We start from the raw sequence: 26,904 nt of genomic DNA on the forward strand, positions 1-26,904 counted from the left end.
TCGAGTGTCTCCTGGGTCAGGGATGGTTTAGTGGTCGTGTTTGGCTTGCAGCTCCTTGGCCATTTTCAGGTGGGCTTCAAGGGTCGGCAGGATCTTGGCGGCGAAGGCTTTCAGCTCGGCGTTGTCCGAGGAAGCGGCTTCTTTCTGGAACAATTCGACGGTTTTTTCATGAGCGGCGACCTGGTTGTTGGCGTAGGCCTTGTCGAACGACTCGTCGCGCATTTCGAGGATGGCTTTTTTGGCCTTGTCGGTCAGGGCGGCGTCATCGGGTACTTCGATATCCAGCTTTTTCGCCAATGCCGTCAGTTCCTGATTGGCTTTGGTGTGGTCGGTGACCATGTGCTGAGCAAAAGTCTTTACGTCGGCCGAGCTGCTTTTTTCCAGGGCCAGCTTGCCGGCTTCCACCTCGGTGATACCGCCTTGGGCGGCGTCGTCGACAAAGCTGTTGGACGTTGCGGCCATGGCCGTGGAAATCGAGCCCGCAACCAGCACAAAGGTCAGGCCCATTTGTTTCATCAGCAGAGTAGTCATGGTGGATCTCCTTGAAATCAACAGTGGCGTGATGCCGTACCTGACTGTTGAGGGGGAGCCTCGGCAAAAGGTTTAAATTAATTCGCGGTTTTTTCTCCGGTGGTCATGCACGCCAATTTCCTTGAACTATCGAAATTCGACAGGCTCTGCTGCATAAGCGCCCGCTATTTTTTGTGGGCCTTCAACTGCTTGGAGACAAACTGTGACTGCCGATAAAACCCCAACCCCGATCAGTTCCGAAGACGCCCAGAAAGGCACCGACAAAGCCGACAAGGGCCACACGCTGGAACGCCCGAACCCAAAAACCGAAAGCGTCGACAAGGTGCTCACGCCCACGTCGATCAAGGACATCGAACGCCAGACCGACGCCATCAACGAGCAAGCCGCCAAGGCTGAGCGCAAGTTGGGCCACTGAGCATGGCCAGGTCGATTACCGCTGCGCAGTTGGGCATTGAGTTAAGGCCTGAAGACGACGCCAGCCTGTTCAAGTGGTTTATCGCCAGCTTCCTGATGGGCAAGCGCATTCAGGCGCCAATTGCTGCGCAGGCGTACAAGGTGATTGTTGAAGAGCAAGGCCGCGATACCGCGCGCAAGTTGCAGCACTGCACCTCCAGGGAGTTGGTGTCGATGCTTGGGCGCGCGCATTACGTGCGCTATGACGAAACCACGGCGCAGCGTTTGCTCGACCTGAGTGCCAAATTGAATGCCGAATATGGCGGCAAGATCAGCCATATTCGCAGCGCCAGCGAAGACCGTCAGGCCTTCGAAAAACGCTTGGGTGAATTTGCAGGCGTCGGGCCCAAGACCATCGAGATTTTCATGCGCGACGCCGCCAAGGTGCTGTTTTGAAGGCAGCGCTGTATGTGGGCTGCGCGGGGTGGAGTTTGCCGCGTGAACAGTGGCCGGCTTTTGCGGGCGAGGGCACACACCTGCAACGTTACGCATCGCGTTTCAACGCAGTGGAAATCAACAGTTCGTTTTATCGCCCGCACCTGCCCAAGACCTATGAGCGCTGGGCGCAATCGGTACCGCCGGCGTTTCGTTTTTCGGTCAAGGTGCCCAAGCGCATCACCCATGAATTGCGCTTGCAGCGCTGCGAAACCGCGCTGGATGAATTCCTCGAGCAGTGCCTCAGATTGGGTGAAAAACTGGGCTGCCTGCTGATTCAACTGCCACCGTCTTTCAGCTATGAAGCGGCGATCGCCACACCGTTTTTCACGGCGTTACGCCAACGATTTGCGGGTGCCGTGGTTTTGGAACCGCGTCACGCCAGCTGGCTTGAAGCCGAGGCGTTATTGCAGGATTTACACATAGGCCGTGTGGTCGCCGACCCTCCGGTCATCGACGCGGGCACCGGCTGGCAGGGCGTGCAGTATTGGCGACTGCACGGCTCACCGCGCATCTATCACAGCGCGTATGGGCCGGAACGCGTGCAGGCATTCTCGCAGCAACTGAACCAATACGTCGCCGCAGGCATTCCCACCTGGTGCATCTTCGACAACACCGCCAGCGGTCATGCCACTGCCGATGCCTTGTACCTACTCAACCTCCACGCGCAGCACTTCCAGCCCTAACTGCTCATAGGCTTCGACACTCGGTACGTGCCACTCGGTGATCAGCGTATGGATGCGGCTGCACGGGCCCACCACAAAGGGTTCCACCGCGCCGAGCTTGTCGGCCATGGTCACCGCCACCACGTGCGAGGCACTGTCGAGCAAGGCTTGCTTGACCGCCACTTCGTCGAAATGCAACGAGCTGATGCCCACTTGCGGATGCAACGCGCACACACCGGTAAACAGCAGGTCGGCCTTGATGCTCTGGATCAGGCGCACGGCTTCGTGGCCGCTGGTGGACAAGGTGGCAGGGTTGAGTTGGCCACCCGCCAAAATCACTTTCACATCCGGGTGGTCGGCCAGGGCGATGGCAATCATCGGCGACGGTGTGACCACCGTCAGGCGGATCGCACGTGGCAAGGATTGCGCAATCTGCAGCGTGGTCGAGCCGGAATCGAACAACACGATCTGGCCGTCTTCCACGCGATCGGCGGCCAGGCGCGCGAGGTGGCGTTTGACCTCATTGGTCTCGCCCACACGGGTGAAGAAGTCTTTGCCGGTGTCTTTGGGCCGGGGCAGGGCGCCGCCGTGCACGCGTTGCAACAGGCCGGCGGCGGCCAGTTCACCGAGGTCGCGGCGGATGGTGTCCTGGGACACGGCAAAATGCTCCACCAATTCGGATGCGGTGACTTTGCCATCGCGCTCCAGCAGCAACAGGATTTTCTGTTTGCGCAACGAAGGCAGGTCGATGGCTTGATGAGTGCTCTGCATGTTTGTGCGTCTTTTTGCGGGTTTGTGCGAGATTAGGCCTCTGCCGATATAAACGCAATGACTGGTTGCGCGGCTGATCGGCGGTTACTCTCTGGGCTCAGTTCAGGGAGAGGTGACCTAGATGTCGTTGATCACAACCATCGAAGACTTACGCAAGCTGGCGCAAAAACGTGTCCCACGAATGTTCTACGACTACGCCGATTCCGGTTCCTGGACTGAAAGCACCTATCGGGCAAATGAAAGCGATTTTGCCCGCATCAAATTTCGTCAGCGCGTGGCGCGCAACATCGATGAACGTTCGATCCGCGCCAGCATGATCGGCCAGGACATGGCCATGCCGGTCGCGCTGGCGCCCACGGGGCTTGCGGGCATGCAGCATGCCGATGGCGAGATCCTGACCGCCCGCGCCGCCGCGGCTTTTGGCCTGCGCTACACGCTGTCGACCATGAGCATCTGCTCACTTGAGGACATCGCCGAACAGGTCGGCCAGCCATTCTGGTTCCAGTTGTATGTGATGCGTGATCGCGGGTTTGTCGAGCAATTGATCGAGCGCGCCAAAGCGGCGGGTGTGGATGCGCTGGTACTGACCCTCGATCTGCAGATCCTCGGGCAACGCCACAAGGACTTGATCAACGGCTTGTCGGCGCCGCCAAAACTGACCCTGCCGAATATCCTCAACATGGCAACCAAGCCGCGCTGGGTGATGGGCATGCTGGGCACCAAACGCCGTGGTTTCGGCAATATCGTCGGCCACGTCAAAGGCGTGGCGGACATGAGTTCGCTGTCGTCATGGACCGCCCAGCAGTTCGACCCGCGCCTGAGCTGGGACGACGTGGAATGGATCAAGAAATGCTGGGGCGGCAAGCTGATTATCAAGGGCATTCTCGATGTGGAGGATGCGCGGCTGGCGGCTAATTCCGGCGCCGATGCCTTGGTGGTGAGTAACCACGGTGGCCGCCAGCTGGATGGTGCACCGTCGAGCATCAGCCAGCTGCCGGCAATTGTCGAGGCGGTGGGTAAGCAGATTGAAGTGTGGCTCGACGGCGGCATTCGCTCCGGCCAGGACGTGCTCAAGGCGATGGCACTGGGCGCCAAAGGCACCATGATCGGTCGACCGCACTTGTACGGTTTGGGCGCCATGGGCCAAGCGGGCGTGACCAAGGCCCTTGACATCATTGCCCGTGAGTTGGATGTGTCGATGGCGCTGTGCGGCTATAACGATATACGCGATGTGAATCGCGATATTTTGCTGCCAGGCACCTTTCCCGAAGGGGTTTGCTGAGCAAAAAGATCGTAAAAAAGTAAAAAGAGTTGTCCACGAAAACCGTGGGTATCTCTGTGGATAACTTTGCGAAGGCCCGGCAGGGTTGGCGATTTAACCCTCGGTTAATATTTGATCAACTTGCGGCGCGGGCCAGTATGGGCAGGGTTTACGCTTGACAGCCAAGCGTGAACCCAGTGCCGAAAAGTACTTTCAAGAGTCGCCGTTGCGACCTGTGGAGTGCGTCACCACCTGCGCCGGCATCTGCGCTTGCATGAGTTTTTCCAGCGCTTGCCCATAATTGCGCCCGGCCAGGCTCATGCTGTTGTTATGCGTGGCGCCAGGCACCAGCAGCAGCCGTTTGGGCTCCTGGGCGGCGTCGAACAGTTGTTGGCTGAAACGCGGTGGCACGTAGGGGTCGGCCAGGCCGTGCACCACCAGCAGCGGCATGTGCACGCCGGCAATTTTGTCGATGGAGTCGAACTTCTGCGACAGCAACCAGCGCACCGGCAGTGAGGTGTTGGCCACGGCCGCGGCCGCGTCCCCCAGCGAGGTGAACGTGGATTCGATCACCAGGCCACGCACGGGCACCGGTGTCTGTTGACTCAACTGCGCTGCCAGGTCGATGGCCACCGCACCACCCAGCGAGTGCCCGTAGATCAGACGTTTGCTCGGGTCTGGCTGCAGCACCTGAAAGCGCTCCCAGGCGATGCGCGCGTCTTCATACACACTGGTTTCCGAAGGCAAGTCACCGTGACTCTGGCCGAAACCGCGGTAGTCGATGGCCAGCACCGAAAAGCCCAGTGCGTGCAGTTGTTCAATGCGAAACAGCTGGCCGGTGAGGTTCCAGCGCACGCCGTGCAGGTACAGAATCGCCGGAGCATCCTGCTTGTCGGCCGGGTACCACCAGCCGTGCAGGTTCTGGCCTGATTTGAAACTGGCGGGTTTTATATCGAATTCCTGCACGGCCTTGGGCAAGCCGGTGTACCAGCCGGCGGTACCCGGTTCAATGCGAAACACCAGCTCGCGTTCCTTGTGTTGAAGCACAGCGCAGCCTACCGGCAGGCCGATGATCAGGATGGCCATGCACAGCAGGGGAAACCAGCGCAGGCCCAGGCGAGACAGAAAACGAGATGACATGAAGGTTCCAGGACAAAAGCGAAGCTCGGGTTTTACCAGATGGCTTTAAGGGGCAGGAATTAATTCGACAGCCGTGAATGGGGATTGCTTGCAAAGTGTTACAGCATTGAACGACGCGTGCCTGGGTTGTTTGGGTGACCAGGACACGGGATACATCCTGCGGGCCAGCAAGGGCCAATTCACGGCGACGCGGTTCACTGAGAACCCTGGGGTGGATCACCCGCGCGATCTGGCACGGATCAAGGCCGCCAGCGCTGAAGAAGTGGCGGCCGCGCGGCCGCGCATCAAGCAACCACTGGCTCAGGCCGTGACCCCTTACTGAACCCGACACGCCGCGCGCCTGTCTGCACAAGCGTTTCGCTTGACGCTGACATTGGCGCCGCGACATGCTCGCGCTCCTTTGAGCAGAGGCCAGGCCATGGACAATAGCCCCGTTCGCATCACCGCCGAAGAAACCCTGTCGGACAATTGGTATCTTCTGAAAAAATACACCTTCGACCTGCGCCGCCAGGATGGCAGTTGGCAAGCCCAGACCCGTGAAGTGTACGACCGCGGCAACGGCGCAACGATTCTGCTGTACAACCGCGCACAGCGCACCGTGCTGCTGATCCGCCAGTTCCGCATGCCCACGTTCGTCAACGATTACCCCGGCTACTTGATCGAAGCGGCCGCCGGCCTGTTGGACAACGCCACCCCCGAAGAGCGCATTCGCCTCGAAGCCGAAGAAGAGACCGGCTACCGCGTCGGCCCCGTGGAGAAAATCTACTCGGCGTTCATGAGCCCCGGTTCGGTGACCGAGCGCATTCACTTCTTTATCGGCGAGTACCAGGCAGCGGACCGCGTTGGCGATGGCGGCGGGCTGATCGACGAGGGTGAAGACATCGAAGTGCTGGAGCTGAGCTTTGAACAGGCGCTGGCGATGGTGCAGAGCGGTGAGATTGTCGATGGCAAAACCATCATGCTGTTGCAGCACCTTGAATTGCGCATGTTGAAAGAAGGGTGGTGATGCGTGATGCGCGCGTGGGCGTTGCTATGGGTACTGGCGGCCGGCAGTAGCAGCGCCGCTGACGCGTTCTACACCTGGGCTGACCCTGTGCCGCCAATGCCCGGCAAACTGCTGCGCAGTGAAGCATTGACGCCGCAGCAGAGCCTGGCGTCGGTCGGGCTGAACCTGCGGATTCTGTATCGAGAGCTCGATCACTCCGGGGCGGTGAATGGCTCTTTGGGTGATTCGACAGGGTTTGTTCGGCGGGCGTTTCCGGGGGAGGCTATCAAGGGCAATTGTGGCTGATGAGGTGCGGGTATGGCCGTTGTCCGCTCGCGCAAACAACAAATCCCGCCATGTGGCGGGATTTGTCGGGGTGAAGCGCGCTACTCAATCAGCGTGATCAGGCCGGGAACAGCTCGCTCAGCTTCATTGCCAGCATCATGTCGCCTTCGGTGCGCAGTTTGCCGCTCATGAAGGCCTGCATGCCGTCGGTGTCGCCGCTGACGATGCCTTCCATGGTTTCGCCGTCGGTGACCAGAGTGACCTGGGCGTCAGGGTTTTCGCCTTCGAGCAGTTCGCAGGTGTTGTTCTTGACCACCAGCGAGAAGTTCTGGGTGTCGTCGATACGGAAACCGAACACCAGGTCCAGGCCGTCGGCAGCGGCTGGGTTGAATTTGGCTTTCATTGCTTCTACAGCTTTGGCTACGTCAGTCATGGTTTCGATCCTTAAGGGTAGAGTCCAGTGACCTTGGGGTCACGGTTGGCCGCAGCTCATCGGAAAGTGATGAGCTGCGGCGCCTTCAACAGTTGCAAGTGGGTATGACTGTTGAAGGAAGCCAGCGCCACCTCGCGTCCACGGAATTTCAGCTGGTTGAGCGAGGTGTTAACAATTTGCCAATTGAGTTCGAACGCCTGGGCGGCAGGCATTCGGGTAATCAAGTGAAGCAGGGCGGTGATCGTGCCGCCGGAGGTGAACACGGCGATCTTGTCCGTGTTCCGGGCGGTTTCGAGAATTCGTTGCAGGCCGCCTTGTACGCGTTCGACAAACCCCAGCCAGCTTTCCAGCCCCGGTGGGTCATAAGTGCCGGCCAGCCAACGCTCGATGATCAACGCGAAGATGCGCTGGAATTCGCTGCGGTTGTGCGCCGCATTGCGCAGGATCTCCAGGGCTTCGGGTTCGGTGCTCAGCAGGTCGGGGAGCAGGGCGCGGATGATCGCCTCGGCGTCGAATTCGTTGAAGGCGCTGTCGATGTCCAGCGAAGGTACCGGCAGGCCACGGGCTGCATATTGATCGAACACGGACGTGGCGGTGTGCTGCTGGCGGCGCAGGTCGCCCGATACACAGCGCTCGAACGTGAGGCCCAGGTCTGCCAGGTGGCGACCGAGCACTTGCGCTTGTTCCACGCCGACGGGCGACAGGACGTCATAGTCGTCTGCACCGAAAGAGGCCTGGCCATGTCGAATCAGATAAATGCTGCCCACGTCCGTTTTCCCGGTACGTTGAAAGTCTGGCGAGGTTATGAGGATGCCGGAGAGCTGTCAATGAAAAAACATACGCTTGTTTTAAAAGCCCGTTAGAGCCCGCTTGCTGGCGGTTTGATCACTGGCTCGAACGCGGTGCCGTCGGTATGCTGGGCCCATCCGCGCCTGGCGCAGTGCATTTTTAAGGAGACATATGGATTTTCTGGCCGAATACGCGAGCTTTCTGGCGAAGACCGTCACCCTGGTGGTCGCTATTGTGGTGGTACTGATCAGTTTCGCGGCGTTGCACAGCAAAGGCCGTCGCAAGTCCGCCGGCCAATTGCAGGTCAGCAAGCTCAATGATTTCTACAAGGGCCTGCGTGAGCGCCTGGAGTCGAGCCTGCTCGACAAGGACCAGCTCAAGGCCCTGCGCAAAGCCGAAAGCAAAACCGAAAAGAAGAAAGGCAAGAAGAAACCCGAGGCCAAACCCCGGGTGTTTGTGCTGGATTTCGACGGCGACATCAAGGCCTCGGCCACCGAGAGCCTGCGCCATGAAATCACCGCACTGCTGAGCCTGGCCACGCCGAAAGACGAAGTGGTGCTGCGCCTGGAAAGCGGCGGCGGCATGGTGCACAGCTACGGCCTGGCCTCATCCCAACTGGCGCGTATTCGCCAGGCGGGCGTGCCATTGACCGTGTGCATCGACAAGGTCGCGGCCAGCGGCGGCTACATGATGGCGTGCATCGGCGAGAAGATCATCAGCGCACCGTTCGCCATCCTCGGCTCGATCGGCGTGGTAGCGCAGTTGCCCAACGTCAACCGCCTGCTGAAAAAACATGACATCGATTTCGAAGTGCTGACGGCCGGTGAATACAAACGCACCCTTACCGTGTTTGGCGAAAATACCGAGAAGGGCCGCGAGAAGTTCCAGGAAGACCTGGACATCACCCATCAGTTGTTCAAGAACTTCGTGTCGCGCTATCGCCCTCAGCTAGCAATCGATGATGTCGCGACCGGGGAAGTGTGGCTGGGTGTTGCAGCCCTCGACAAGCAACTGGTCGACGAACTGCAAACCAGCGACGAATACCTGGCCACCAAGGCCAAGACCGCCGAGGTGTTCCACCTGCACTATGCCGAGCGCAAAAGCCTGCAAGAGCGGGTCGGCCTGGCGGCCAGCGGTTCGGTGGACCGAGTGCTGCTGACCTGGTGGAGCCGCTTGACCCAGCAGCGGTTCTGGTAATTCCAGACTGCAGGTCAAGCTTTTGTGGGAGCGGGCTTGCTCGCGAAAGGGCCATCCGGGGCGCTACACCCAGCGCGGTTGAACCGAATCCGCCAACCGCGTCAGGATCAAACAGCACGACACCGCGCCTGCGTCGAGCACGCCCAACGAACGCTCACCCAGCCGACTCGCGCGGCCGATTTTCGCGACTAAGTCCTTGGTCGAATCGCCCCCTTGCGAGGCAGCGGTTTTCATGGCTTGCAGCGCATCGTTGAAGGAGGCGCCGCCGGCATGCGCACGCTCGGCGGCGTGCAGCGAACAGGCCAGCGGTTCGATGAGGATGGCTTCGTCGGGGGCGATGGATTTCGGGACTTTGTGGATTGCGCATACGATTTTGGCGCTGGATGATGCGACGCGTAAACGCTGAGCGAGGTGTGGGCGCGGGATTACTGTGGCGAGCGGGCTTGCCCCGCGTTGGGGTGCGAAGCAGCCCCAGTTGAGGCGACTCGGAGTATCAGGAGAATTCGGTCAGCAGGTTTTGGGGCTGCTGCGCAGCCCAACGCGGGGCAAGCCCGCTCGCCACAGGTGGCCCTGCACCACAGGTAGCTCTGCTTTACAGATAGCCCTGCTTCACAGTTAGCTCTGCTTCACAGATAGTCCTGCTATCACAGGTAGCCCTTCTCCACGGGTAGATTTGGCCCATAGGTGGCTCTGTCCACCGGTAGTCCTGCTCCACTGGTATCTGTGCTCTAGAGTGGCCTATTTCGAAGTGTGTGTTGGGGTTACAGATTTTGTAATAGTTTTGCGTTGTAGGAAGTTTAGGTTTCGATTGTACGATTCAAGTCCTTTTTCCACTGCAGGACTTGCATGAACACCCTCTCGGAGCCTCCCAGTCGTCTTTCCCCAAGACATCCGCTGCTGCTGTTCCCGCTGAAGCACCCCGTATTCCGATTGCTACCCTTGTCCCGGCCCACTGACCGCGCCTTGCCGTGTCCGGCATTCAGACATCTATAACGAGACTCTATAAATGGAATGGTTAGCGGATCCAACGGCTTGGCTCGGCTTGTTGACCTTGATTGTGCTGGAACTGGTGCTGGGCATCGACAACCTGGTGTTTATCGCGATCCTGGCGGACAAGCTGCCGCCGGAGCAGCGCGACCGGGCGCGGTTGATCGGTTTGTCCCTGGCGCTGCTGATGCGCCTGGGCTTGCTGGCGAGTATTTCCTGGATGGTGACCCTTACTCAGCCGCTGTTCGAGGTTTTCGGCAAGGGGTTTTCCGGCCGTGACCTGATCATGCTGTTTGGCGGTGTGTTCCTGTTGTTCAAGGCCACCATGGAATTGCACGAACGCCTCGAAGGTCATGTGGCCCAGCGTGCGGGCAATGCCACCTATGCGATGTTCTGGCCGATCGTCGCGCAGATTGTGGTGCTAGACGCAGTGTTCTCCCTCGACGCGGTGGTGACTGCCGTAGGCATGGTCGACGAGCTGGCGGTGATGATGATCGCAGTGATCGTGTCCATCGGCCTGATGATTGTCGCGAGCAAGCCGCTGACGCGTTTCGTCAATGCGCACCCGACGGTGATCATGCTGTGCCTGAGTTTCCTGATGATGATCGGCCTGGTGCTGACTGCCGAAGGCCTGGGTTTCCATGTGCCCAAGGGTTACTTGTACGCGGCGATGGGCTTCTCGATTGTGGTGGAGCTGTTCAACCAGCTGGCCCGCGCCCGTCGCAAAAAGTCGGTACAGGGCACATTGCCGGTACGCCAGCGCACTGCGCATGCGGTGATGCGTTTACTGGGGGGCCGCAGTCTGGCGGTGGAGGGCATGGATGACGACGTTGCCGACCTGATGGGCGAGCCGGATGCGACCCAGGGCCCGCTGTTTGATCGACGCGAGCGCGTGATGATCAGTGGCGTGTTGCAGTTGGCCGAGCGTCCGATCCGCAGCTTGATGACGCCGCGGGCCAAGGTCGACTGTATCGATCTGGCGGACGATGCCGACACTATCCGCCGTAAATTGATGCATTCGTCCTACTCCCGGCTGCCGTTGATCCGCAACGGTGCTGTCGATGAGCCATTGGGCTTTGTGCACAAGAAGGAGTTGCTCAAGGAATACCTGGCCGGCCACGAGCCGAACCTGGAGCACCTGGCGCGCCGCGCGGTCAACCTGCTGGAGAGTTTTTCGATCCTCAACGCCCTGGAGCAAATGCGCCAGGCATCCACCCATATCGCGTTTGTGATCAACGAATTCGGCGATTTCATGGGCGTGTTGAGCATGACCGACATTCTTGAATCCATCGCCGGTGAATTGCCGGACGCCAGCGAAATCGAAGGGCCGGATATCGTCGAGGAGGGCGCAGGCTTTCGCGCCAATGGCGCCTTGACCCTTAATCAGGTTCGCCAGCGCACCGGCTTCAAGGCCGTGGCCACCGACGATTACCAGACGCTCGCAGGTTTGGTGATGAGTCTGCTGGACCGCTTGCCGCGAGTGGGCGACAGCTTGGAGCACGAAGGCTGGCACCTGACAGTGGCGGCGGTGGAGGAGCGGCGGGTGACGCAGGTGCTGCTGGTGCCTAGGGCGCGTAGTCTTTGAACACCTGATCCAGAAGTGCTTCCTGTTCTTCCGGCGCGCCAATGCCCTTGAGGTTTTCGACCTCAAGGGCATTTTTGTAGACCACCAGGGTAGGCGTGCCGTCTACGCCGTCGATTCTCGGCGTCCGGGCGGTGTCCAGGATCATGCTCTTCACTCGGCCGGCGTACTTTTCGGCGATGCTATTAAAGCGTGGGTGAACTCCCAGGCACGCCTGGCAGGACTGGGAAGTAAACAGCACGATCACCAGCGGGTGCTGATTCAGAACCTGCTGGTAGTCGCTGAGGGTATCAATCACCGCATTGGCAGCACCCATGATGATCTCCTTGTGCACCTGGCCGATGGGGCCTGCCGGATACGCTAGATCGCGAGATCACCACCGTCTACTGTCAACCTTCACAGGTAGACAGGCTCATGCATCGTCGGCACGTTCCGTTCGTTCACGTGCCTTGCGCGCCTGGCTCGCGCATTTCTTGTATTCCTCATTGTCCCTGGACGCCTTCGCCCGACGATAGCCATGGTGGTTCTGGCTGGTGTAATCGGTGCTGAAGGCTTCCTTGAGCTTCTGCAGTTCTTCTTTGCATTCACGGCGATCATTACTGGCCGAAGCCGTACCGGCCACCAGACAGCCCAGCAACACCACCATAAGGCTTACCTTCATCACGCCACGCTCCCGCACACAGACATCCCACCAGCCTAGCCCAGCACAAAAAAACAACCAGAGCCTCGCCAAGAAACCCTGGTGAGTTGCGGCAAACCGGCTAGCTGTAGTGAGCGGTCTTCTCATAGTGAGCAAGCTTCCTGTGGCGAGCGGGCTTCTTGTGGCGAGCGGGCTTGCCCCGCGTTGGAGTGCGAAGCGCTCCCAATCCAGCCGCCGCGCTGTACCTGAAAACCCGCGTCGCCAGGTTTTGGGGCCGCTTCGCAGCCCAACGCGGGGCAAGCCCGCTCGCCACAAGAAGCCCGCTCGCTCAGCACCGCCACGGTGCACGGTAACGCTACCGTGGTGCACGGCATCCAAACTGTCACCGCCACGTGTGGCCTTGCGTAGCAACACATCCACGGCTGCTGGCACAGCGCCTTACCGCAGCTCAATATTTATCCAATTGATTTAAAACAACTTTGTCCCCTTCATGTTTTTCTGCGGCCGCGTGTGGCACACTTTCTGCTGTCTATTCCGTTGTTACATACTAAGTTCCGGTATAGCGGAATACACAACTCCTGGAGTGCTTGTCATGCATCACCGACCTTCCGTGTTTAAAGCGTGTGTTTTTCTCTTCGCCGCATCGGCTTCCCTCGCAAGCGTAGTGCACGCGGCGGACAGCAAGCTCGATGATGTGCTCAAGCGTGGGCATCTCATCGTGGGTACAGGCAGTACCAATGCGCCGTGGCACTTCCAGGGAGCGGATGGCAAGTTGCAGGGTTTTGATATCGACATCGGCCGCATTGTGGCCAAAGGCTTGTTCAACGACCCGAGCAAGGTCGAGTTTGTGGTGCAGTCTTCCGACGCACGTATTCCCAACCTGCTGACCGATAAGGTCGACATGAGTTGCCAGTTCATTACCGTCACCGCCAGCCGTGCGCAGCAGGTGGCCTTTACCTTGCCGTACTACCGCGAAGGCGTGGGCCTGCTGTTGCCGAACAACAGCAAGTACAAGGAAATCGAAGACCTGCAAGCCGCCGGCGACGGCGTCACCGTGGCCGTGCTGCAAAACGTCTACGCCGAAGAGCTGGTGCACCAGGCGCTGCCCAAGGCCAAGGTTGATCAGTACGACAGCGTCGACCTGATGTACCAGGCCGTGAACTCCGGCCGTGCCGACGCCGCCGCCACCGACCAGTCGTCGGTCAAGTACCTGATGGTGCAGAACCCAGGCCGCTACCGCAGCCCGACCTACGCCTGGAGCCCGCAAACCTACGCGTGCGCGGTCAAGCGTGGCGACCAGGACTGGCTGAACTTCGTCAACACCGCGCTGCATGAAGCCATGACCGGCGTGGAGTTCCCGACCTACAAAGCCTCGTTCAAGCAGTGGTTCGGTGTGGATTTGCCAGAGCCTGCGATCGGTTTTCCGGTTGAGTTCAAGTAAATCGTAAACCCTGGGGCGTCGCTGACGGCGCCCCAATCAGGTACTGCCGACCATGAACTATCAGTTGAACTTTGCCGCCGTGTGGCGTGATTTCCCCAGCTTGCTGGCGGGGCTCGGCCTGGGCCTTGAGCTGGCGCTGCTGTCGATTGCGATTGGCTGTGTAATCGGCTTGATGATGGCGTTCGCCATGCTGTCCAGGCACCGCGCGTTGCGCATCATCGCCTCCGTGTACGTGACGGTGATCCGCAATACGCCGATTCTGGTGCTGATCCTGTTGATCTACTTTGCACTGCCGTCACTGGGGATTCGTCTCGACAAAATTCCGTCCTTCATCATTACGCTGTCGTTGTACGCCGGTGCCTACCTCACCGAAGTGTTCCGCGCCGGGCTGCTGAATATTCCCAAGGGGTTGCGCGAAGCCGGCTTGGCCATCGGCCTGGGTGAGTGGCGTATCCGCGCCTACATCACCGTGCCGGTGATGCTGCGCAACGTCTTGCCGGCGTTGTCGAACAACTTCATTTCGCTGTTCAAGGACACCTCGCTGGCGGCGGCGATTGCCGTGCCGGAGCTGACCTATTACGCCCGCAAGATCAACGTCGAAAGCTACCGGGTGATTGAAACCTGGATGGTCACGACTGCGCTCTACGTGGCTGCCTGTTACCTCATTGCCATGCTGCTCCGTTACCTGGAACAGCGTCTGGCGATCCGTCGTTAAGGAGGGTTTCCATGTACGAGTCCCCCAGCTGGCTGCATGAGTTGTGGATCGCCCGGGATACCCTGTGGGCGGGCTTTCAGGCCAGCGTGTATGTGTCTGCGCTGGCCATTATCTTTGGCACGCTGATCGGCATCGTCGCCGGGTTGATCCTGACCTACGGCAAATTCTGGATGCGCGCGCCGTTTCGTCTGTATGTCGACCTGATCCGTGGCACGCCGGTGTTTGTGCTGGTGCTGGCGTGTTTCTACATGCTGCCGGCGCTCGGTTGGCAGATCAGCGCGTTCCAGGCCGGCGCCGTCGGGCTGACGCTGTTCTGCGGCTCTCACGTGTCGGAGATCGTGCGCGGCGCGCTGCAAGCCATTCCCCGTGGGCAACTGGAAGCGGGCAAGGCGATTGGCCTGACGTTCTACCAGTCGCTGGGTTACGTGCTGTTGCCTCAGGCGTTGCGCCAGATCCTGCCGACCTGGGTCAATTCCTCCACGGAAATCGTCAAGGCCTCGACCTTGCTCTCGGTGATCGGCGTGGCCGAGCTGCTGCTGAGCACCCAGCAAGTGATCGCGCGCACCTTCATGACCCTGGAGTTCTACCTGTTCGCCGGGTTTCTGTTCTTTGTCATCAACTACGCCATCGAGTTATTCGGGCGCTACATTGAAAAGCGGGTGGCCTTGCCATGAACCAACCTCAAACCAACCAACCGCTTTTGAACATTCGCGGCCTGCGTAAACAGTACGGACAGGTCGAAGTGCTCAAGGGTGTCGACCTGTCCATGCAGCGCGGCAACGTGGTGACGTTGATCGGCTCCAGCGGCTCGGGCAAAACCACGCTGCTGCGCTGCGTCAACCTGCTGGAAGAATTCCAGGGCGGGCAGATCACCCTGGACGGCGAGTCCATCGGCTACAGCGAAATCGCCGGCAAGCGTGTGCGCCACCCCGAGCGGGTGATTGCCCAGCACCGCGCGATGACCGGCATGGCGTTCCAGCAGTTCAACCTGTTTCCGCACCTCACCGCGTTGCAAAACGTCACCCTCGGCCTGCTCAAGGTCAAGAAGATGGGCAAGGACGAAGCCGTGGCCCTGGCCGAAAAATGGCTGGACCGCGTCGGCCTGCTGGAGCGGCGCAATCACTTCCCGGGCCAGTTGTCCGGCGGCCAGCAACAGCGCGTGGCGATTGCCCGGGCGATTGCGATGAACCCCAGCTTGATGCTGTTCGACGAAGTCACCTCGGCCCTCGACCCGGAGTTGGTGGGCGAGGTGCTCAGCGTGATCAAGGGCTTGGCAGAGGAGGGCATGACCATGTTGCTGGTCACCCACGAAATGCGCTTTGCCTACGAAGTGTCGGACAAGATCGTATTCATGAACCAGGGCCGCATTGAAGAGCAGGGCAGCGCGAAGGACATCTTCGAACGCCCGCAATCGCCGCGCCTGGCGGAATTTTTGAAGAACATTCGTTTTTAATCAGGAGCAACTTTATGAGCATTACTCGTTACGGCACCGGCAGCACCGCCGGCGGTGGCCAACCGCGTCCTTTCGCACGTGCAGTGGAAGCGGACGGCTGGCTCTACGTCTCGGGCCAAGTGCCGGCAGTGGACGGTGAAATCATCAACGGCGGCATCGTCGAGCAAACCCGCCAGACCATGCGCAACGTGGTGGCGATTCTCGAAGAGGCCGGCTACGAATTGAAAGACGTAGTGCGCGTTGGCGTATGGCTGGAAGACCCGCGCGACTTCTGGAGTTTCAACAAGGTGTTCGGTGAATACTTCACCCCCGAACACGCCCCGGCGCGCGCCTGTGTGCAGGCCAACATGATGGTCGACTGCAAGGTTGAGATTGATTGCGTGGCCTACAAGAAAAAAGGCTAAATGCCCCTCTCTTGACATCCACTGAAGATCAAATGTGGGAGAGGGCAAGCCCCCTCCCACAAGGGATCTCTGCCAGACCCTAGAATTTCGACCGGACCGAACTGCCATGACCGAAGACACCATCAAACGCCGCGCCAAAGGCCTGGACCGTGCATTCGATATCCTCGATTTTCTCAAGGAGATCGGCCAGCCCCTGCGCCCGAATGATATTGCCAGCGGCATCGGCAGCCCCAAATCCACGGTCTACGAATTGGTCGCCTCGTTGCTTGAGCGGCGCATCCTGGAAACCGTGGGCAAGGACGGCCACGTCTACCTTGGCCGCCAACTGTACTTCCTCGGCCAGGCGCACCTGCGCCACTTCGACCTGACCCGCGAGGCCGATCACGCCTTGCAGGAGATCGTCAGCCAAACCCACGAAACCGCGCAGATGTGCCTGCTCAACGGGCGTAAATACACGGTGGCGCTGATGCGCGAAGGCGAGCGGCATTTCCGCATCTCGTCGGACATCGGCGAAAACGCACCGATCCCGTGGACTGCTTCCGGGCGTCTGCTGCTGGGGCACTTGAGCGACCAGCAGATTATCGACCTGATCGACTGCGACGATTTCATCCTGCCGGACGGCCAGCGCCTGCCGCTGGAGACGTTTCTGGCGCAGATCCGCCAGGCCACGCTCGATGGGTTCTTCTCCTTCGACAGCGTGGCCGACACCTTCACCCATTGCTTCGCCGCCCCGGTGCGGGACGCGCAGGGCATCAGCATTGCGACCTTGTGCATCGTTGCCCCACGGGCCGACGCGATCAAAAACTACAACGACTATCGCCGGGTGTTGATCGACAGCGCCAACAACCTGGCCCGACGCATCAACGAATAGGAGTGTTTATGACTGCCCTCAACGCCGTTGAAAAAGGCGCCGCCGCCGTTGGCGCCCACCTGGTCCGCGACGTCAGCCTGCCGGCCCTGGTGCTGCACCGCGACGCCCTGGAACACAACATTCGCTGGATGCAGGACTTCGTCAGTAACAGCGGCGCGGAACTCGCGCCCCACGGCAAAACCAGCATGATGCCGGCGTTGTTTCAGCGCCAGATCGAGGCGGGCGCCTGGGGCATCACCCTGGCCAATGCGGTGCAGACCCGCGCTGCCTATGCCGGGGGCGTGCGTCGCGTGTTGATGGCCAACCAATTGGTCGGCGCGCCGAACATGGCGTTGATTGCCGATCTGCTCGCCGACAAAGACTTCGACTTCCATTGCATGGTCGATCACCCGGACAACGTCGCCGACCTGGGGCTGTTTTTCGCCGCGCGTGGCCTGCGTTTGAACGTGATGATCGAGTATGGCGTGGTCGGCGGCCGTTGCGGCTGCCGCAGCGAACAGGAAGTGCGCGAACTGGCCAAGGCGATCAAGGCCCAACCGGCGCTGGCCCTCACCGGCATTGAAGGCTACGAAGGCGTGATCCATGGCGAGCACGCCATCAGCGGCATCCGCGACTTTGCCGCCAGCCTGGTGCGCCTGGCGGTCGACCTGCAAAACAACGGCTCTTTCGACCTGCCCAAACCGATCATTACCGCCTCGGGTTCGGCCTGGTACGACCTGATCGCCGAGTCCTTCGAAACCCAAAACGCCGCGGGGCGTTTCTTAAGCGTGTTGCGCCCGGGCAGTTACGTGGCCCACGACCACGGTATCTACAAGCAAGCGCAATGCTGCGTGCTCGACCGTCGCAGCGACCTCAATGAAGGCCTGCGCCCGGCGCTGGAAGTCTGGGCGCACGTGCAATCGATGCCCGAGCCAGGCTTTGCGGTGATTGCCCTGGGCAAGCGCGATGTGGCCTACGACGCCGGTTTGCCGGTGCCGCTCAAGCGCTACCGGGCCGGAATTGTGCCGGCCGAAGGCGATGACGTCACCGCCTGCATCGTGACGGCGGTGATGGACCAGCATGCGTTCATGACCGTGGCACCGGGGGTTGAGTTGCGCATCGGCGACATCATTTCGTTCGGCACCTCGCACCCTTGCCTGACCTTCGACAAGTGGCAAGTGGGCTGCCTGGTGGATGAGCAGTTGCAGGTGATCGAGTCGCTGCATACCTGCTTCTAGACCGCGTCGCGCTTATCGCGGGCAAGCGCGCTCCCACATTTGATTGCATTTCAACTGAAGGAATGCGGTCGAATGTGGGAGCGGGCTTGCCCGCGAAGAGGCCCTCCAGAACAGCGAGAGACCAAGGCATGAACCCACAACCGCGCATCGCCCTGATCGGCGAATGCATGATCGAACTCCAACACCGCGCCGATGGCAGCCTTCAACAAAGCTTCGGCGGCGACACCCTGAATGCAGCGGTGTACCTGCGCCGCGAGCTGGGCGACATCGGCACGGTCGACTACGTCACCGCCCTGGGCGATGACAGCTTCAGCGATGCGATGTGCAAGCAGTGGGCCGAAGAGGGCCTGGGCCTGGGCATGGTGCAGCGCCTGCCCGGGCGGTTGCCGGGGTTGTACTGCATCCAGACGGACGCGAACGGCGAACGCAAGTTCCTCTACTGGCGCAACGAAGCCGCCGTGCGCGACTGCTTCACCACACCGGCCGCCGCGCCGATCCTGGCGGCTTTGCCGGGTTATGACGTGGTGTATTTCAGCGGTATTACCCTGGCAGTGCTGGGAGAAACCGGGCGTACGCGGTTACTGCAAACCTTGATCGAAACGCGCAAGCGCGGTGGCAAGGTAGTCTTCGACAACAACTACAGGCCGCGTTTATGGTCCAGCGTCGAGGCGGCGCGCGCGGCGTATCACGCCGTGTTGGCCGAGGTGGATATCGCCTTGCTGACCGAGGACGACGAGCGTGTGTTGTTTGGGTATGCCGACAGCGAGCAGGTGTTTGCGGCGTACCCGGCGATTGCAGAGGTAGTGCTCAAGCGCGGCGCGGATGAATGTTTGATCCGTTGCGCGGGCGAGCGCTTTGCCGTGCCGGCGTTGAAGGTCGAGAAGGTGGTGGACACAACGGCGGCGGGGGATTCGTTCAGTGCAGCGTATCTGGCCAGCCGGTTGAAAGGTCAGTCGCCAGAGGCGGCGGCCTTGGCTGGGCATCGGTTGGCCAGCCGGGTTATCCAAGTACCTGGTGCACTGATCCCCAAAGCCTAGGCCGATCCCTTGTGGCGAGCGGGCTTGCCCCGCGTTGGGCTGCGCAGCAGCCCCAAAAAAAACGGGAGCGCTACGCACTCCAACGCGGGGCAAGCCCGCTCGCCACAAAAAAACCGGCGGTATCTCTATCAGTCGCGGTAAAACACCTGCACCAAGTGATACCCAAACTTGCTCTTGATCGGCCCATGCACCACTTTCAGCGGCTTCTTGAAGATCACCGCATCAATCGCCCCGACCATCTGCCCTGGCCGCACTTCACCCAAATCACCGCCGCGCTTGCCGGACGGGCAGGTCGAGTATTTCTTGGCCAGCACATCAAACGCTTCGCCCTTGGCGATACGCTGCTTGAGCTGTTCGGCTTCTTCACTGGTTTTCACCAGGATGTGACGGGCTTGGGCTTTCATGTTGTTACCTGGCAACGGTCAAACGTAAGGGCGCGCGATTATGCCTGAACTCATTCATCGACGCTGATCATGCTGCGGATTTTGGTCGCCAGCAGCTCAACCGAGAACGGCTTGGCCACCATGTCCATGCCGTCTTCCAGGAAGCCCTGGCGCTCGGCGGCTTTTTCGGCGTAACCGGTCATGAACAACACGCGCAGGCCGGGCCGGTGCTGGCGGGCGATTTCTGCCAGTTGGCGGCCGTTCATGCCCGGCAGGCCGACGTCGGTCACCAGCAGGTCCACGCGCAAATCCGACTCCAGCAGCGGCAGCGCCGTGCGTGAATCCGCCGCCTGGTGCGCGGTGTAGCCCAGTTCAGCCAGCACATTGACCACCAGCATGCGCACCGCGGGGTCATCCTCGACGACGACCACCGCTTCACCGGCCAGTGCCAGCGGCGCTTCACTCAGGTGCTGCGGCAGGTTGCTTTCCAGCGCGGTGCCATACAGGCGCGGCAGGTACAGGCGCACGCAGGTGCCCTGGCCGGGTTCGCTTTGAATGGTCACGTGGCCCCCCGATTGCTGGGCAAACCCGTAGATCATCGACAGCCCCAGGCCGGTGCCCTGGCCTATAGGCTTGGTGGTGAAGAACGGGTCGAAGGCCTTGGCCAGAATTTTCGGCGCCATGCCGCTGCCGTTGTCACTTACGCCGAGCATCACGTAGTCGCCGGCCTTGACCGGTTCGAGGGTAGTGATGTCGGTGCCGTCCAGGTAGCTGTTGGCGGTTTCAATCACCAGTTCGCCGCCGTCGGGCATTGCGTCGCGCGCGTTGATTACCAGGTTAAGCAGGGCGTTTTCCAACTGGCTGGCATCGGTATTCACCGGCCAGATGTCCTTGCCCAGCTGCACCTTGAGTGAGATATGCGCGCCTTTGGTACGGCGGAACAAGTCTTCCAGCGACGCCACCAGCGTGTTCGGGTCCAGCGGGCGGCGGTCGAGCGACTGGCGCCGGGAGAACGCCAGCAGCCGGTGGGTGAGGGCGGCCGCACGGTGAGCGGAGGAGACCGCCGCGTCGGTAAACCGGCCGATCTCATCGCTGCGCCCGGCGGCGATGTAGCGCTGCATCAGGTCCAGGCTGCCGATAATCCCGGTGAGCATGTTGTTGAAGTCATGGGCGATGCCGCCGGTCAGTTGACCCACCGCTTCCATCTTCTGCGCATGGCGCAGCGCGTCTTCGGCGCGCTCGCGTTCGAACATCTCGTTTTGCAGGCGCTGGTTGGCCTCGGCCAGCGCCTGGGTGCGCTGGGCCACGCGTTCTTCGAGGTTCTCGTTGAGGTGGCGCAGGGCTTCTTCGGTGAGTTTGCGTTCGGTCTCGTCGATCACGAAGATGTAAAAGCCATTCACCGAGCCGTCATTGCTGAAGCGCGGCAAGTACTTCATCAGTGCATGGCGCGGCCGGCCGTCGTGGTGGGGCGTCACGGTCATGAAGCTGCACGCCTTGCCCTTGAGCGCGGCCTCGATCTTGTCTTCGCGCCCGGCATACACCTCATCGCCGAGCACTTCGCGGATGCTCTTGCCGTACAACTCCTGGGGCGTCATGCCGTACCAGTCGAGGTAGGCGCTGTTGTTCAGGCGAAAACGCTGTTCGTGGTCGACGTAACCGATCAGCACCGGCATGGCGTTGATGATCAACTGCAGCTCGGTCTGGCTTTGACGCAGGGCCTGCTCGGTGTGTTTGCGTTCGGTCAGGTCCAGTGCTGCGCCTAAAAAGCGTGCCGGGCGGCCTTGATGATCCTTGTAACAGCGCCCGCGCGCGAACACCCAGCGCACCTGGCCGTCGGCTTGCAGCAGGCGGTATTCCTCGGCGTACTCGGTGCCGAAGGTGATGCAATGCTTGATGCTGCGCGCCACCGTGCCGCGGTCTTCGGGGTGTACGCCTTGCAGGTAGTCGCTGATGGGCAGCAGGCCGGCGTCACTCGGGTCGACGCCGTGCAGGTAGGCGAAATGGGCATCGGCGATAAAGCGGTCTTCGCCGATGTCCCAGTCCCAGGTGCCGACCGCATCGGTTGCCGCCAACGCCAATTGCAGGCGTTGCTCGGTGCTGTGCTGGGCCTTGAGGCTGTCTTCGGAGCGCTGCTGCAGCTCGAGGGCTTTGCTGCGCCGTTCGTTGGTTTCGATGGCGGTGACCAGAATGCCGGCGACGGTCCCGCTTTCATCGCGGACCGGGCTGTAGGTCAGGTCGAGCCAGATCTCGGTATCGCGGTGGTTGCGTTGCAGTACAAAGCGTTGCTCGCTGAACGTGCGCACCTGGCCGCTCAGCACGGCGTCGTAGACTGGCGCGGTGAAGCCGGCCAGCTCCGGCCAGGTCTCATGCGCCGGCTGGCCCAACGCGCCGGGGTGCTTGTTGCCCGCAAGCCGCGCAAAGCCGTCGTTGTAAAGCTGCGTGAGCAGGGGGCCCCACAGCAGCAGCATTGGCATCGGTGAGTGGACCACGATGTCGACCGCTGTGCGTAGACTTTGCGGCCAGTCGTTGGCCTCACCGAGGGGGCTTTGCGCCCAGTCCAGCCGCGCAATCAATGCAGCGGCTTCGCTACCGGTGGATGTTCCATTCATGAAAAAGCCCTACACCTGACACTTTGAAGTACAACAAAAGCCGATTATCCCGCGAGAGGGGAGCGGCTGACTACCCCTCGAAAAATAGCATGCATTGGGGCTTTGTCTTCAATTGAGTGCTTTTGCGCTGAAACCTTTCATCATTCGGCCAGCTCAGGGCGCTGGCGAAACTGCTCCAGCGCTTGCGGATTCGCCAGGGCGTCGGTGTTCTTCACCGGCTCACCGTGCACCACATTGCGCACCGCCAACTCGACAATCTTGCCGCTGATGGTGCGCGGAATATCGGTGACGGCGAGGATCTTCGCCGGCACGTGACGCGGTGTGGTGTTGGCGCGAATCACCTGGCGAATCTGCTGCTCCAGGGCCTCATCCAGCTCGATACCGTCAGTCAGGCGCACAAACAGCACCACGCGCACGTCATCCTGCCAGCGTTGGCCGATGGCCAGGCTTTCCAGCACCTGCGGGACTTTTTCCACCTGGCGATAAATTTCCGCCGTGCCAATGCGCACGCCACCGGGGTTGAGCACCGCGTCGGAGCGACCGTGAATCAGCCAGCTGCCCGTCGGGCATTGCTCGGCGTAGTCACCCTGGGCCCACACGCCGGGAAACTGGCTGAAGTACGAGGCGCGCAGTTTGTGCTGCTGCGGGTCATTCCACAGGCCAATCGGCATGGCGGGAAAGTGCCGGGTGCACACCAGTTCGCCTTTTTCGCCGATCACCGCTTTGCCCTGCTCGTTCCACACTTCGATGGCCATCGCCAGGCTCTTGCACTGCATCTGCCCGCGACGCACCGGCAGCACCGGGTTGCCGATCACAAAGCAGGAGACGATATCGGTGCCGCCGGACATCGACGACAGGCACAGCTCGGCCTTGATCTGGCGGTACACGTAGTCGTAGCTCTGCGGCGACAGCGGCGAGCCCGTCGAGATCAGGCCCTTGAGGCTGCCCAGATCGTGGCTCAGGCGCGGCTGCAGCCCGGATTTTTCCAGGGTGGCGAGGAATTTGGGGCTGGTGCCAAACACACTGATTTTTTCGGCGTCGATCAGGTCGATCAAGCGTTCCGGTCCGGGGTGAAACGGCGAGCCGTCGTACAGCACTGCCGTGGCGCCGAGGGCCAGCACCGACACCAGCCAGTTCCACATCATCCAGCCGCAGGTGGTGTAGTAGAACAGGCAATCTTCGCGCGACAGGTCGGCGTGCAGGCCGTGTTCCTTGAGGTGGGTGAGCAGCACGCCGCCGGTGCCGTGGATGATGCATTTGGGCACGCCGGTGGTGCCGCTGGAATAGAGGATGTACAGCGGGTGAGCGAACGGCACCGCGACAAATTCAGGCTCGCCGCCGGGTGTGTAGAAGTCGTCCCACAGCGCGACTTTGGCCTGGGTCTGATAGTCCGCGACGCGCGCTTGAGGCCGCGCGTAAGGCACGATAATCAACTGTTCGAGGGACGGCAGGCGCGCGAGGATCTCATTCAGTTTGGCCGTTTGGTCGATGCCCTTGCCGGCGTAGCGATAACCCGCGCAGGTGATCAGCACCTTGGGTTCGATCTGGCCAAAACGGTCGATCACGCCTTGGGTGCCGAAGTCCGGCGAGGAGCAAGACCAGATCGCGCCGAGGCTGGTGGTGGCGAGCATGCCCACCAGGGTTTGCCAGGTGTTGGGCATGCACGCGGCCACGCGGTCACCCACGCCGACACCGGCTGCGCGCAGGCTGTGTTGCAGGCCGGCAACGTGTTCGGCCAATTCGGCGTAGGTCAGCTGTTCGCGTTGGCCGTCCTCGCTGATCGCGACCACCGCCGGGTGATCGTCGCGACGGCGCAGCAGGTGTTCGGCAAAGTTCAGGGTGGCGCCGGGAAACCACTGGGCGCTGGGCATCGGAGTGCCTTCGATCAGCGTCGCGGTGGGCGGGCTGCGAAACTGCACGTCGAAGAACGCGACGATGGCCTGCCAGAAGTCGGCACGCTGGTCGATGCTCCACTGGTGCAGGGTGGGGTAGTCGGCCAACTGCAGGCTGTGGCGTTGGTTGATGAAGCGCCGGAACTGGTCCATCCGCGTGTTGCGGATGCGCTCGGGGGAGGGTTGCCAGAGGATTTCGGACATGAGGAAGTCTCTTGTTCTTGTACAAATCTTGCAGCCAACACAGATCGAATGTGGGAGCAGGCAAGCCAGCTCCCACATTCGATCGTCAGCGTCTTTTTTATTGGGCCAGCCAGCCGCCATCGATATTCCACGCGGCACCGCGCACCTGCGCACCCGCCTCACTGCACAAAAACAGCACCAACTCACCCAGCTGAGGCGGCGTCACAAACGCCAGCGATGGCTGTTTCTCCGCGAGCAAGTCGTGCTGCGCCTGCTGCGGGTCCACGCCTTTGGCTGCGCGGTCATCAATCTGCTGTTGCACCAACGGGGTCAGCACCCAGCCTGGGCAGATGGCGTTGCAGGTGACGTTGCTGGTGGCGGTCTCCAGGCCCACCACCTTGGTCAGGCCGATCACGCCGTGCTTGGCCGCCACATAGGCCGCCTTGCCCACCGAGCCGACCAGGCCATGCACCGAGGCAATGTTGACGATGCGCCCCCAACCCTTGGCTTTCATGCCCGGCAAGCTCAAGCGGGTGCTGTGGAACACCGACGACAGGTTGATCGCGATAATCGAGTCCCAACGCTCGACCGGGAAGTCCTCCACCGCCGACACATGCTGAATGCCGGCGTTGTTGACCAGAATGTCGACGCCGCCGAATTCACGCTCGGCGTAGGCGATCATGTCGGCGATCTGCGCCGGGTCGCTGACGTCCGCCGGGTGATGGCCGACCTTGCCGCCAAATGCCTGCACCTGAGCGATCACCGCGCTGGCGTCGCCGAAGCCGTTGAGGATCAGGTTGGCGCCGGCCTCCGCCAGGCTCAGCGCGATGCCCAAACCGATGCCGCTGGTGGAGCCGGTAACCAGGGCGGTCTTGCCGTTCAATGTCGTCATGAAAACCTCACACAATGCCGGTGGCGTAGAAAGTACCGATCACCACGAACACCGCGAGGGTCTTGATAATCGTGATGCCGAAAATGTCTTTGTAGGCTTCGCGGTGAGTCAGCCCGGTCACCGCCAGCAGCGTGATCACCGCGCCGTTGTGGGGCAGGGTGTCCATGCCGCCGCTGGCCATGGCCGCGACCCGGTGCAGCACTTCAAGGGGGATATTGGCCGCATGGGCCGCCGAAATAAAGCTCTCGGACATCGCCGCCAGGGCGATGCTCATGCCGCCGGAGGCAGAACCGGTGATGCCGGCCAGCAGGGTTACGGTGATCGCCTCGTTGACCAGCGGGTTGGGGATGCCCTTGAGCCAGTCCGCCAGTACCAGAAAGCCCGGCAACGAGGCGATCACCGCACCAAAGCCGTATTCCGACGCGGTGTTCATCGCCGCCAGCAGCGCGCCGCTGACCGCGCTCTTGCTGCCTTCGGCGAGCTTGCTTTTGATCGCCGACCAGCCGCACACCAACACCATGACGATGCCCACCAGCAACGCCGCCTGCACCGCCCAGATCGCGGTGAGCTTGGCGATCTCAGTGGTCACCGGCGCGCTCATGCCCGGCAGGCTGAGGCTGTGGGTCTTGCCGTACCACTGCGGGATCCAGTGGGTGAACAGCAGGTTCATCACACCCACCAGCAGCAGCGGCGACAGCGCGATCCATGGGTTGGGCAGCGCCAGGTTGTCGGCGGTTTCCGGCTCGTTGCGCAGCTCGGTGCCATAGCCTTCGCCGGCACGCTGGGCCTTGTTGCGCTGGCGCGCCAGGTAGAGCATGCCGGTGCAGAACACGAACACCGTGCCAATCAGGCCCAGCCACGGCGCGGCCCAGGCGGTGGTGTTGAAGAAGGTGCTGGGGATGATGTTCTGGATTTGCGGCGTGCCGGGCAGGGCGTCCATGGTGAACGAGAACGCGCCGAGGGCGATGGTCGCCGGGATCAGGCGCTTGGGGATATTGCTCTGGCGAAACATCTCTGCCGCAAACGGGTACACCGCAAACACCACCACGAACAGCGACACGCCGCCGTAGGTGAGCAGGGCACAGACCAGCACAATCACCAGCATCGCCTGGCGCGTGCCGAGCAAACGGATGGCGGCAGCCACAATCGAACGCGAAAAGCCCGACAGCTCGATCAGCTTGCCGAACACCGCGCCGAGCAGGAACACCGGGAAATACAGTTTGATGAAACCGACCATTTTCTCCATGAACACCCCGGTAAACGCAGGGGCGACGGCGGACGGGTCGGTGAGCAGTACGGCGCCAAGGGCGGCAATGGGGGCAAACAGGATCACGCTGTAGCCACGGTAGGCCGCCAGCATCAGCAGCGCGAGGGCTGCCAGGGCAATGATCACACTCATGGTGTGTCTCCAGATCGAATTGTTATTTTTGTGGGGTGAGGCGTCGGAGAGGGGCTATAGCGAGATGTGTGCCAGTTTATTAACTTGTTGAAATATAAGAATATTATTTTATTTATGATCGGTGATTCTGGAATTAATCTCTATTTAGAGACAGGTGAATATCCAATGTGGGAGCGGGCTTGCTCGCGAAAGCGATGTATCAGTCGGCTCATTAGCTGCTGAACCACCGCTTTCGCGAGCAAGCCCGCTCCCAC

29 protein-coding genes and 1 pseudogene are annotated in these 26,904 nt (G+C 61.0%); 17 read left to right on the forward strand and 13 right to left on the reverse strand.

What is annotated here, in order from left to right:
- Nucleotides 1–27: 27 nt before the first annotated feature.
- The gene (locus AB5I78_RS11940; RefSeq protein WP_369303395.1) at nucleotides 28–531 is read right to left on the reverse strand and encodes a DUF4142 domain-containing protein; all 504 of its coding nucleotides are present in this window, start codon (nucleotides 529–531) and stop codon (nucleotides 28–30) included.
- Nucleotides 532–733: 202 nt separating this feature from the next.
- Here AB5I78_RS11940 and AB5I78_RS11945 point away from each other — a divergent pair, with 202 nt between their 5' ends.
- Genes AB5I78_RS11945 through AB5I78_RS11955 form a run of 3 tightly spaced genes read left to right on the forward strand, consistent with a single transcriptional unit; the run spans nucleotide 734 to nucleotide 2,105 of the window.
- Complete coding sequence (locus AB5I78_RS11945; protein WP_119735379.1) at nucleotides 734–946, forward strand: hypothetical protein; 213 nt, start codon at nucleotides 734–736, stop codon at nucleotides 944–946.
- A gap of 2 nt (nucleotides 947–948) precedes the next feature.
- Entirely contained in the window at nucleotides 949–1,380 is a 432-nt protein-coding gene (locus AB5I78_RS11950) for a DNA methylase (protein ID WP_145165764.1), read from the forward strand.
- On the forward strand, nucleotides 1,377–2,105 hold the full coding sequence (locus AB5I78_RS11955) for a DUF72 domain-containing protein (RefSeq protein ID WP_369303396.1): 729 nt from the start codon (nucleotides 1,377–1,379) through the stop codon (nucleotides 2,103–2,105). Before AB5I78_RS11950 ends, AB5I78_RS11955 begins: the two co-directional genes overlap by 4 nt.
- On the opposite strand, the gene AB5I78_RS11960 is transcribed toward AB5I78_RS11955, so the two are convergent.
- Nucleotides 2,070–2,855: a DeoR/GlpR family DNA-binding transcription regulator gene (locus tag AB5I78_RS11960; RefSeq protein WP_242197690.1), complete on the reverse strand. Its 786-nt coding sequence runs from the start codon at nucleotides 2,853–2,855 to the stop codon at nucleotides 2,070–2,072. The genes AB5I78_RS11955 and AB5I78_RS11960 overlap by 36 nt on opposite strands.
- Before the next feature lie 121 nt (nucleotides 2,856–2,976).
- Between AB5I78_RS11960 and AB5I78_RS11965 the strand changes: the two genes are divergently transcribed.
- Complete coding sequence (locus AB5I78_RS11965) at nucleotides 2,977–4,137, forward strand: alpha-hydroxy acid oxidase (protein ID WP_262209133.1); 1,161 nt, start codon at nucleotides 2,977–2,979, stop codon at nucleotides 4,135–4,137.
- A 192-nt stretch (nucleotides 4,138–4,329) separates the two neighbouring features.
- Here the strand turns inward: AB5I78_RS11965 and AB5I78_RS11970 are convergent, their stop codons facing one another.
- A complete protein-coding gene (locus AB5I78_RS11970) occupies nucleotides 4,330–5,256 on the reverse strand; it encodes an alpha/beta hydrolase (RefSeq protein WP_106580139.1) in 927 nt (308 codons plus the stop codon).
- Between the two features lie 139 nt (nucleotides 5,257–5,395).
- On the opposite strand from AB5I78_RS11970, the pseudogene AB5I78_RS11975 reads away from it, so the two are divergent.
- From AB5I78_RS11975 to AB5I78_RS11985, 3 genes and pseudogenes are all read left to right on the forward strand, one after another.
- Nucleotides 5,396–5,578: pseudogene (locus AB5I78_RS11975) on the forward strand (short-chain dehydrogenase); the annotation flags it as partial.
- Nucleotides 5,579–5,674: 96 nt separating this feature from the next.
- Entirely contained in the window at nucleotides 5,675–6,262 is a 588-nt protein-coding gene (locus AB5I78_RS11980; protein ID WP_369303397.1) for an NUDIX domain-containing protein, read from the forward strand.
- 3 nt (nucleotides 6,263–6,265) lie between these two features.
- Nucleotides 6,266–6,547 carry a hypothetical protein gene (locus AB5I78_RS11985; RefSeq protein ID WP_370004559.1) on the forward strand — a complete coding sequence of 94 codons (282 nt, stop codon included), beginning with the start codon at nucleotides 6,266–6,268 and terminating at the stop codon, nucleotides 6,545–6,547.
- Between the two features lie 97 nt (nucleotides 6,548–6,644).
- On the opposite strand, the gene AB5I78_RS11990 is transcribed toward AB5I78_RS11985, so the two are convergent.
- A complete protein-coding gene (locus tag AB5I78_RS11990) occupies nucleotides 6,645–6,959 on the reverse strand; it encodes an SCP2 sterol-binding domain-containing protein (protein ID WP_016969749.1) in 315 nt (104 codons plus the stop codon).
- A 56-nt stretch (nucleotides 6,960–7,015) separates the two neighbouring features.
- The gene (locus AB5I78_RS11995) at nucleotides 7,016–7,726 is read right to left on the reverse strand and encodes a histidine phosphatase family protein (RefSeq protein ID WP_145165760.1); all 711 of its coding nucleotides are present in this window, start codon (nucleotides 7,724–7,726) and stop codon (nucleotides 7,016–7,018) included.
- Nucleotides 7,727–7,919: 193 nt separating this feature from the next.
- On the opposite strand from AB5I78_RS11995, the gene sohB reads away from it, so the two are divergent.
- Nucleotides 7,920–8,945, forward strand: a complete 1,026-nt coding sequence (sohB, locus tag AB5I78_RS12000) for a protease SohB (RefSeq protein WP_369303398.1) — start codon at nucleotides 7,920–7,922, stop codon at nucleotides 8,943–8,945.
- 63 nt (nucleotides 8,946–9,008) lie between these two features.
- On the opposite strand, the gene AB5I78_RS12005 is transcribed toward sohB, so the two are convergent.
- Nucleotides 9,009–9,284 (reverse strand): DAK2 domain-containing protein, encoded by a 276-nt coding sequence (locus AB5I78_RS12005; RefSeq protein WP_370004750.1) that lies wholly within the window; start codon nucleotides 9,282–9,284, stop codon nucleotides 9,009–9,011.
- Between the two features lie 667 nt (nucleotides 9,285–9,951).
- On the opposite strand from AB5I78_RS12005, the gene AB5I78_RS12010 reads away from it, so the two are divergent.
- Complete coding sequence (locus AB5I78_RS12010; protein WP_242197678.1) at nucleotides 9,952–11,517, forward strand: TerC family protein; 1,566 nt, start codon at nucleotides 9,952–9,954, stop codon at nucleotides 11,515–11,517.
- Here AB5I78_RS12010 and AB5I78_RS12015 read toward each other — a convergent pair.
- Entirely contained in the window at nucleotides 11,498–11,830 is a 333-nt protein-coding gene (locus tag AB5I78_RS12015) for a co-chaperone YbbN (RefSeq protein ID WP_145165757.1), read from the reverse strand. The two genes, AB5I78_RS12010 and AB5I78_RS12015, sit on opposite strands and share 20 nt — an antisense overlap.
- A gap of 96 nt (nucleotides 11,831–11,926) precedes the next feature.
- Nucleotides 11,927–12,175 carry a hypothetical protein gene (locus AB5I78_RS12020; protein WP_369303399.1) on the reverse strand — a complete coding sequence of 83 codons (249 nt, stop codon included), beginning with the start codon at nucleotides 12,173–12,175 and terminating at the stop codon, nucleotides 11,927–11,929.
- A gap of 571 nt (nucleotides 12,176–12,746) precedes the next feature.
- On the opposite strand from AB5I78_RS12020, the gene AB5I78_RS12025 reads away from it, so the two are divergent.
- From AB5I78_RS12025 to AB5I78_RS12060, 8 genes are all read left to right on the forward strand, one after another.
- A complete protein-coding gene (locus AB5I78_RS12025; protein WP_065929539.1) occupies nucleotides 12,747–13,595 on the forward strand; it encodes a transporter substrate-binding domain-containing protein in 849 nt (282 codons plus the stop codon).
- A 52-nt stretch (nucleotides 13,596–13,647) separates the two neighbouring features.
- Complete coding sequence (locus AB5I78_RS12030) at nucleotides 13,648–14,310, forward strand: amino acid ABC transporter permease (protein WP_106580127.1); 663 nt, start codon at nucleotides 13,648–13,650, stop codon at nucleotides 14,308–14,310.
- Between the two features lie 11 nt (nucleotides 14,311–14,321).
- Complete coding sequence (locus AB5I78_RS12035; RefSeq protein ID WP_122541442.1) at nucleotides 14,322–14,984, forward strand: amino acid ABC transporter permease; 663 nt, start codon at nucleotides 14,322–14,324, stop codon at nucleotides 14,982–14,984.
- The gene (locus tag AB5I78_RS12040; RefSeq protein ID WP_119735365.1) at nucleotides 14,981–15,763 is read left to right on the forward strand and encodes an amino acid ABC transporter ATP-binding protein; all 783 of its coding nucleotides are present in this window, start codon (nucleotides 14,981–14,983) and stop codon (nucleotides 15,761–15,763) included. Before AB5I78_RS12035 ends, AB5I78_RS12040 begins: the two co-directional genes overlap by 4 nt.
- 14 nt (nucleotides 15,764–15,777) lie before the next feature.
- A complete protein-coding gene (locus tag AB5I78_RS12045) occupies nucleotides 15,778–16,167 on the forward strand; it encodes a RidA family protein (protein ID WP_078742925.1) in 390 nt (129 codons plus the stop codon).
- A 106-nt stretch (nucleotides 16,168–16,273) separates the two neighbouring features.
- Entirely contained in the window at nucleotides 16,274–17,038 is a 765-nt protein-coding gene (locus tag AB5I78_RS12050) for an IclR family transcriptional regulator (protein ID WP_145165755.1), read from the forward strand.
- Nucleotides 17,039–17,046: 8 nt separating this feature from the next.
- The gene (locus tag AB5I78_RS12055) at nucleotides 17,047–18,255 is read left to right on the forward strand and encodes an amino acid deaminase (RefSeq protein ID WP_145165754.1); all 1,209 of its coding nucleotides are present in this window, start codon (nucleotides 17,047–17,049) and stop codon (nucleotides 18,253–18,255) included.
- A 128-nt stretch (nucleotides 18,256–18,383) separates the two neighbouring features.
- Entirely contained in the window at nucleotides 18,384–19,292 is a 909-nt protein-coding gene (locus AB5I78_RS12060) for a sugar kinase (protein WP_369303400.1), read from the forward strand.
- A gap of 128 nt (nucleotides 19,293–19,420) precedes the next feature.
- Here the strand turns inward: AB5I78_RS12060 and AB5I78_RS12065 are convergent, their stop codons facing one another.
- From AB5I78_RS12065 to AB5I78_RS12085, 5 genes are all read right to left on the reverse strand, one after another.
- Entirely contained in the window at nucleotides 19,421–19,696 is a 276-nt protein-coding gene (locus AB5I78_RS12065; RefSeq protein WP_106580121.1) for a peptidylprolyl isomerase, read from the reverse strand.
- Nucleotides 19,697–19,746: 50 nt separating this feature from the next.
- Nucleotides 19,747–22,284 carry a PAS domain-containing sensor histidine kinase gene (locus tag AB5I78_RS12070; RefSeq protein WP_145165752.1) on the reverse strand — a complete coding sequence of 846 codons (2,538 nt, stop codon included), beginning with the start codon at nucleotides 22,282–22,284 and terminating at the stop codon, nucleotides 19,747–19,749.
- A 140-nt stretch (nucleotides 22,285–22,424) separates the two neighbouring features.
- Nucleotides 22,425–24,380: an acetoacetate--CoA ligase gene (locus AB5I78_RS12075; RefSeq protein ID WP_369303401.1), complete on the reverse strand. Its 1,956-nt coding sequence runs from the start codon at nucleotides 24,378–24,380 to the stop codon at nucleotides 22,425–22,427.
- Between the two features lie 97 nt (nucleotides 24,381–24,477).
- Nucleotides 24,478–25,251, reverse strand: coding sequence for a 3-hydroxybutyrate dehydrogenase (locus tag AB5I78_RS12080; protein WP_369303402.1), 774 nt, complete (start codon nucleotides 25,249–25,251; stop codon nucleotides 24,478–24,480).
- 7 nt (nucleotides 25,252–25,258) lie between these two features.
- A complete protein-coding gene (locus AB5I78_RS12085) occupies nucleotides 25,259–26,650 on the reverse strand; it encodes a GntP family permease (RefSeq protein ID WP_145165749.1) in 1,392 nt (463 codons plus the stop codon).
- Nucleotides 26,651–26,904 lie beyond the last annotated feature (254 nt).

It is taken from the genome of Pseudomonas sp. N2-3-1-14, from assembly GCF_041228395.1.
Lineage (GTDB): Bacteria > Pseudomonadota > Gammaproteobacteria > Pseudomonadales > Pseudomonadaceae > Aquipseudomonas.

Bases quoted from the DNA above. Each gene is read 5' to 3' on its own strand.
- AB5I78_RS11940 (WP_369303395.1), bottom strand. From the start codon at position 531: ATGACTACTCTGCTGATGAAACAAATGGGCCTGACCTTTGTGCTGGTT.
- AB5I78_RS11950 (WP_145165764.1), top strand. From the start codon at position 949: ATGGCCAGGTCGATTACCGCTGCGCAGTTGGGCATTGAGTTAAGGCCT.
- AB5I78_RS11960 (WP_242197690.1), bottom strand. From the start codon at position 2,855: ATGCAGAGCACTCATCAAGCCATCGACCTGCCTTCGTTGCGCAAACAG.
- AB5I78_RS11965 (WP_262209133.1), top strand. From the start codon at position 2,977: ATGTCGTTGATCACAACCATCGAAGACTTACGCAAGCTGGCGCAAAAA.
- AB5I78_RS11970 (WP_106580139.1), bottom strand. From the start codon at position 5,256: ATGTCATCTCGTTTTCTGTCTCGCCTGGGCCTGCGCTGGTTTCCCCTG.
- AB5I78_RS11980 (WP_369303397.1), top strand. From the start codon at position 5,675: ATGGACAATAGCCCCGTTCGCATCACCGCCGAAGAAACCCTGTCGGAC.
- AB5I78_RS11990 (WP_016969749.1), bottom strand. From the start codon at position 6,959: ATGACTGACGTAGCCAAAGCTGTAGAAGCAATGAAAGCCAAATTCAAC.
- sohB (WP_369303398.1), top strand. From the start codon at position 7,920: ATGGATTTTCTGGCCGAATACGCGAGCTTTCTGGCGAAGACCGTCACC.
- AB5I78_RS12010 (WP_242197678.1), top strand. From the start codon at position 9,952: ATGGAATGGTTAGCGGATCCAACGGCTTGGCTCGGCTTGTTGACCTTG.
- AB5I78_RS12015 (WP_145165757.1), bottom strand. From the start codon at position 11,830: ATGGGTGCTGCCAATGCGGTGATTGATACCCTCAGCGACTACCAGCAG.
- AB5I78_RS12020 (WP_369303399.1), bottom strand. From the start codon at position 12,175: ATGAAGGTAAGCCTTATGGTGGTGTTGCTGGGCTGTCTGGTGGCCGGT.
- AB5I78_RS12025 (WP_065929539.1), top strand. From the start codon at position 12,747: ATGCATCACCGACCTTCCGTGTTTAAAGCGTGTGTTTTTCTCTTCGCC.
- AB5I78_RS12030 (WP_106580127.1), top strand. From the start codon at position 13,648: ATGAACTATCAGTTGAACTTTGCCGCCGTGTGGCGTGATTTCCCCAGC.
- AB5I78_RS12035 (WP_122541442.1), top strand. From the start codon at position 14,322: ATGTACGAGTCCCCCAGCTGGCTGCATGAGTTGTGGATCGCCCGGGAT.
- AB5I78_RS12040 (WP_119735365.1), top strand. From the start codon at position 14,981: ATGAACCAACCTCAAACCAACCAACCGCTTTTGAACATTCGCGGCCTG.
- AB5I78_RS12045 (WP_078742925.1), top strand. From the start codon at position 15,778: ATGAGCATTACTCGTTACGGCACCGGCAGCACCGCCGGCGGTGGCCAA.
- AB5I78_RS12050 (WP_145165755.1), top strand. From the start codon at position 16,274: ATGACCGAAGACACCATCAAACGCCGCGCCAAAGGCCTGGACCGTGCA.
- AB5I78_RS12055 (WP_145165754.1), top strand. From the start codon at position 17,047: ATGACTGCCCTCAACGCCGTTGAAAAAGGCGCCGCCGCCGTTGGCGCC.
- AB5I78_RS12060 (WP_369303400.1), top strand. From the start codon at position 18,384: ATGAACCCACAACCGCGCATCGCCCTGATCGGCGAATGCATGATCGAA.
- AB5I78_RS12065 (WP_106580121.1), bottom strand. From the start codon at position 19,696: ATGAAAGCCCAAGCCCGTCACATCCTGGTGAAAACCAGTGAAGAAGCC.
- AB5I78_RS12070 (WP_145165752.1), bottom strand. From the start codon at position 22,284: ATGAATGGAACATCCACCGGTAGCGAAGCCGCTGCATTGATTGCGCGG.
- AB5I78_RS12075 (WP_369303401.1), bottom strand. From the start codon at position 24,380: ATGTCCGAAATCCTCTGGCAACCCTCCCCCGAGCGCATCCGCAACACG.
- AB5I78_RS12080 (WP_369303402.1), bottom strand. From the start codon at position 25,251: ATGACGACATTGAACGGCAAGACCGCCCTGGTTACCGGCTCCACCAGC.
- AB5I78_RS12085 (WP_145165749.1), bottom strand. From the start codon at position 26,650: ATGAGTGTGATCATTGCCCTGGCAGCCCTCGCGCTGCTGATGCTGGCG.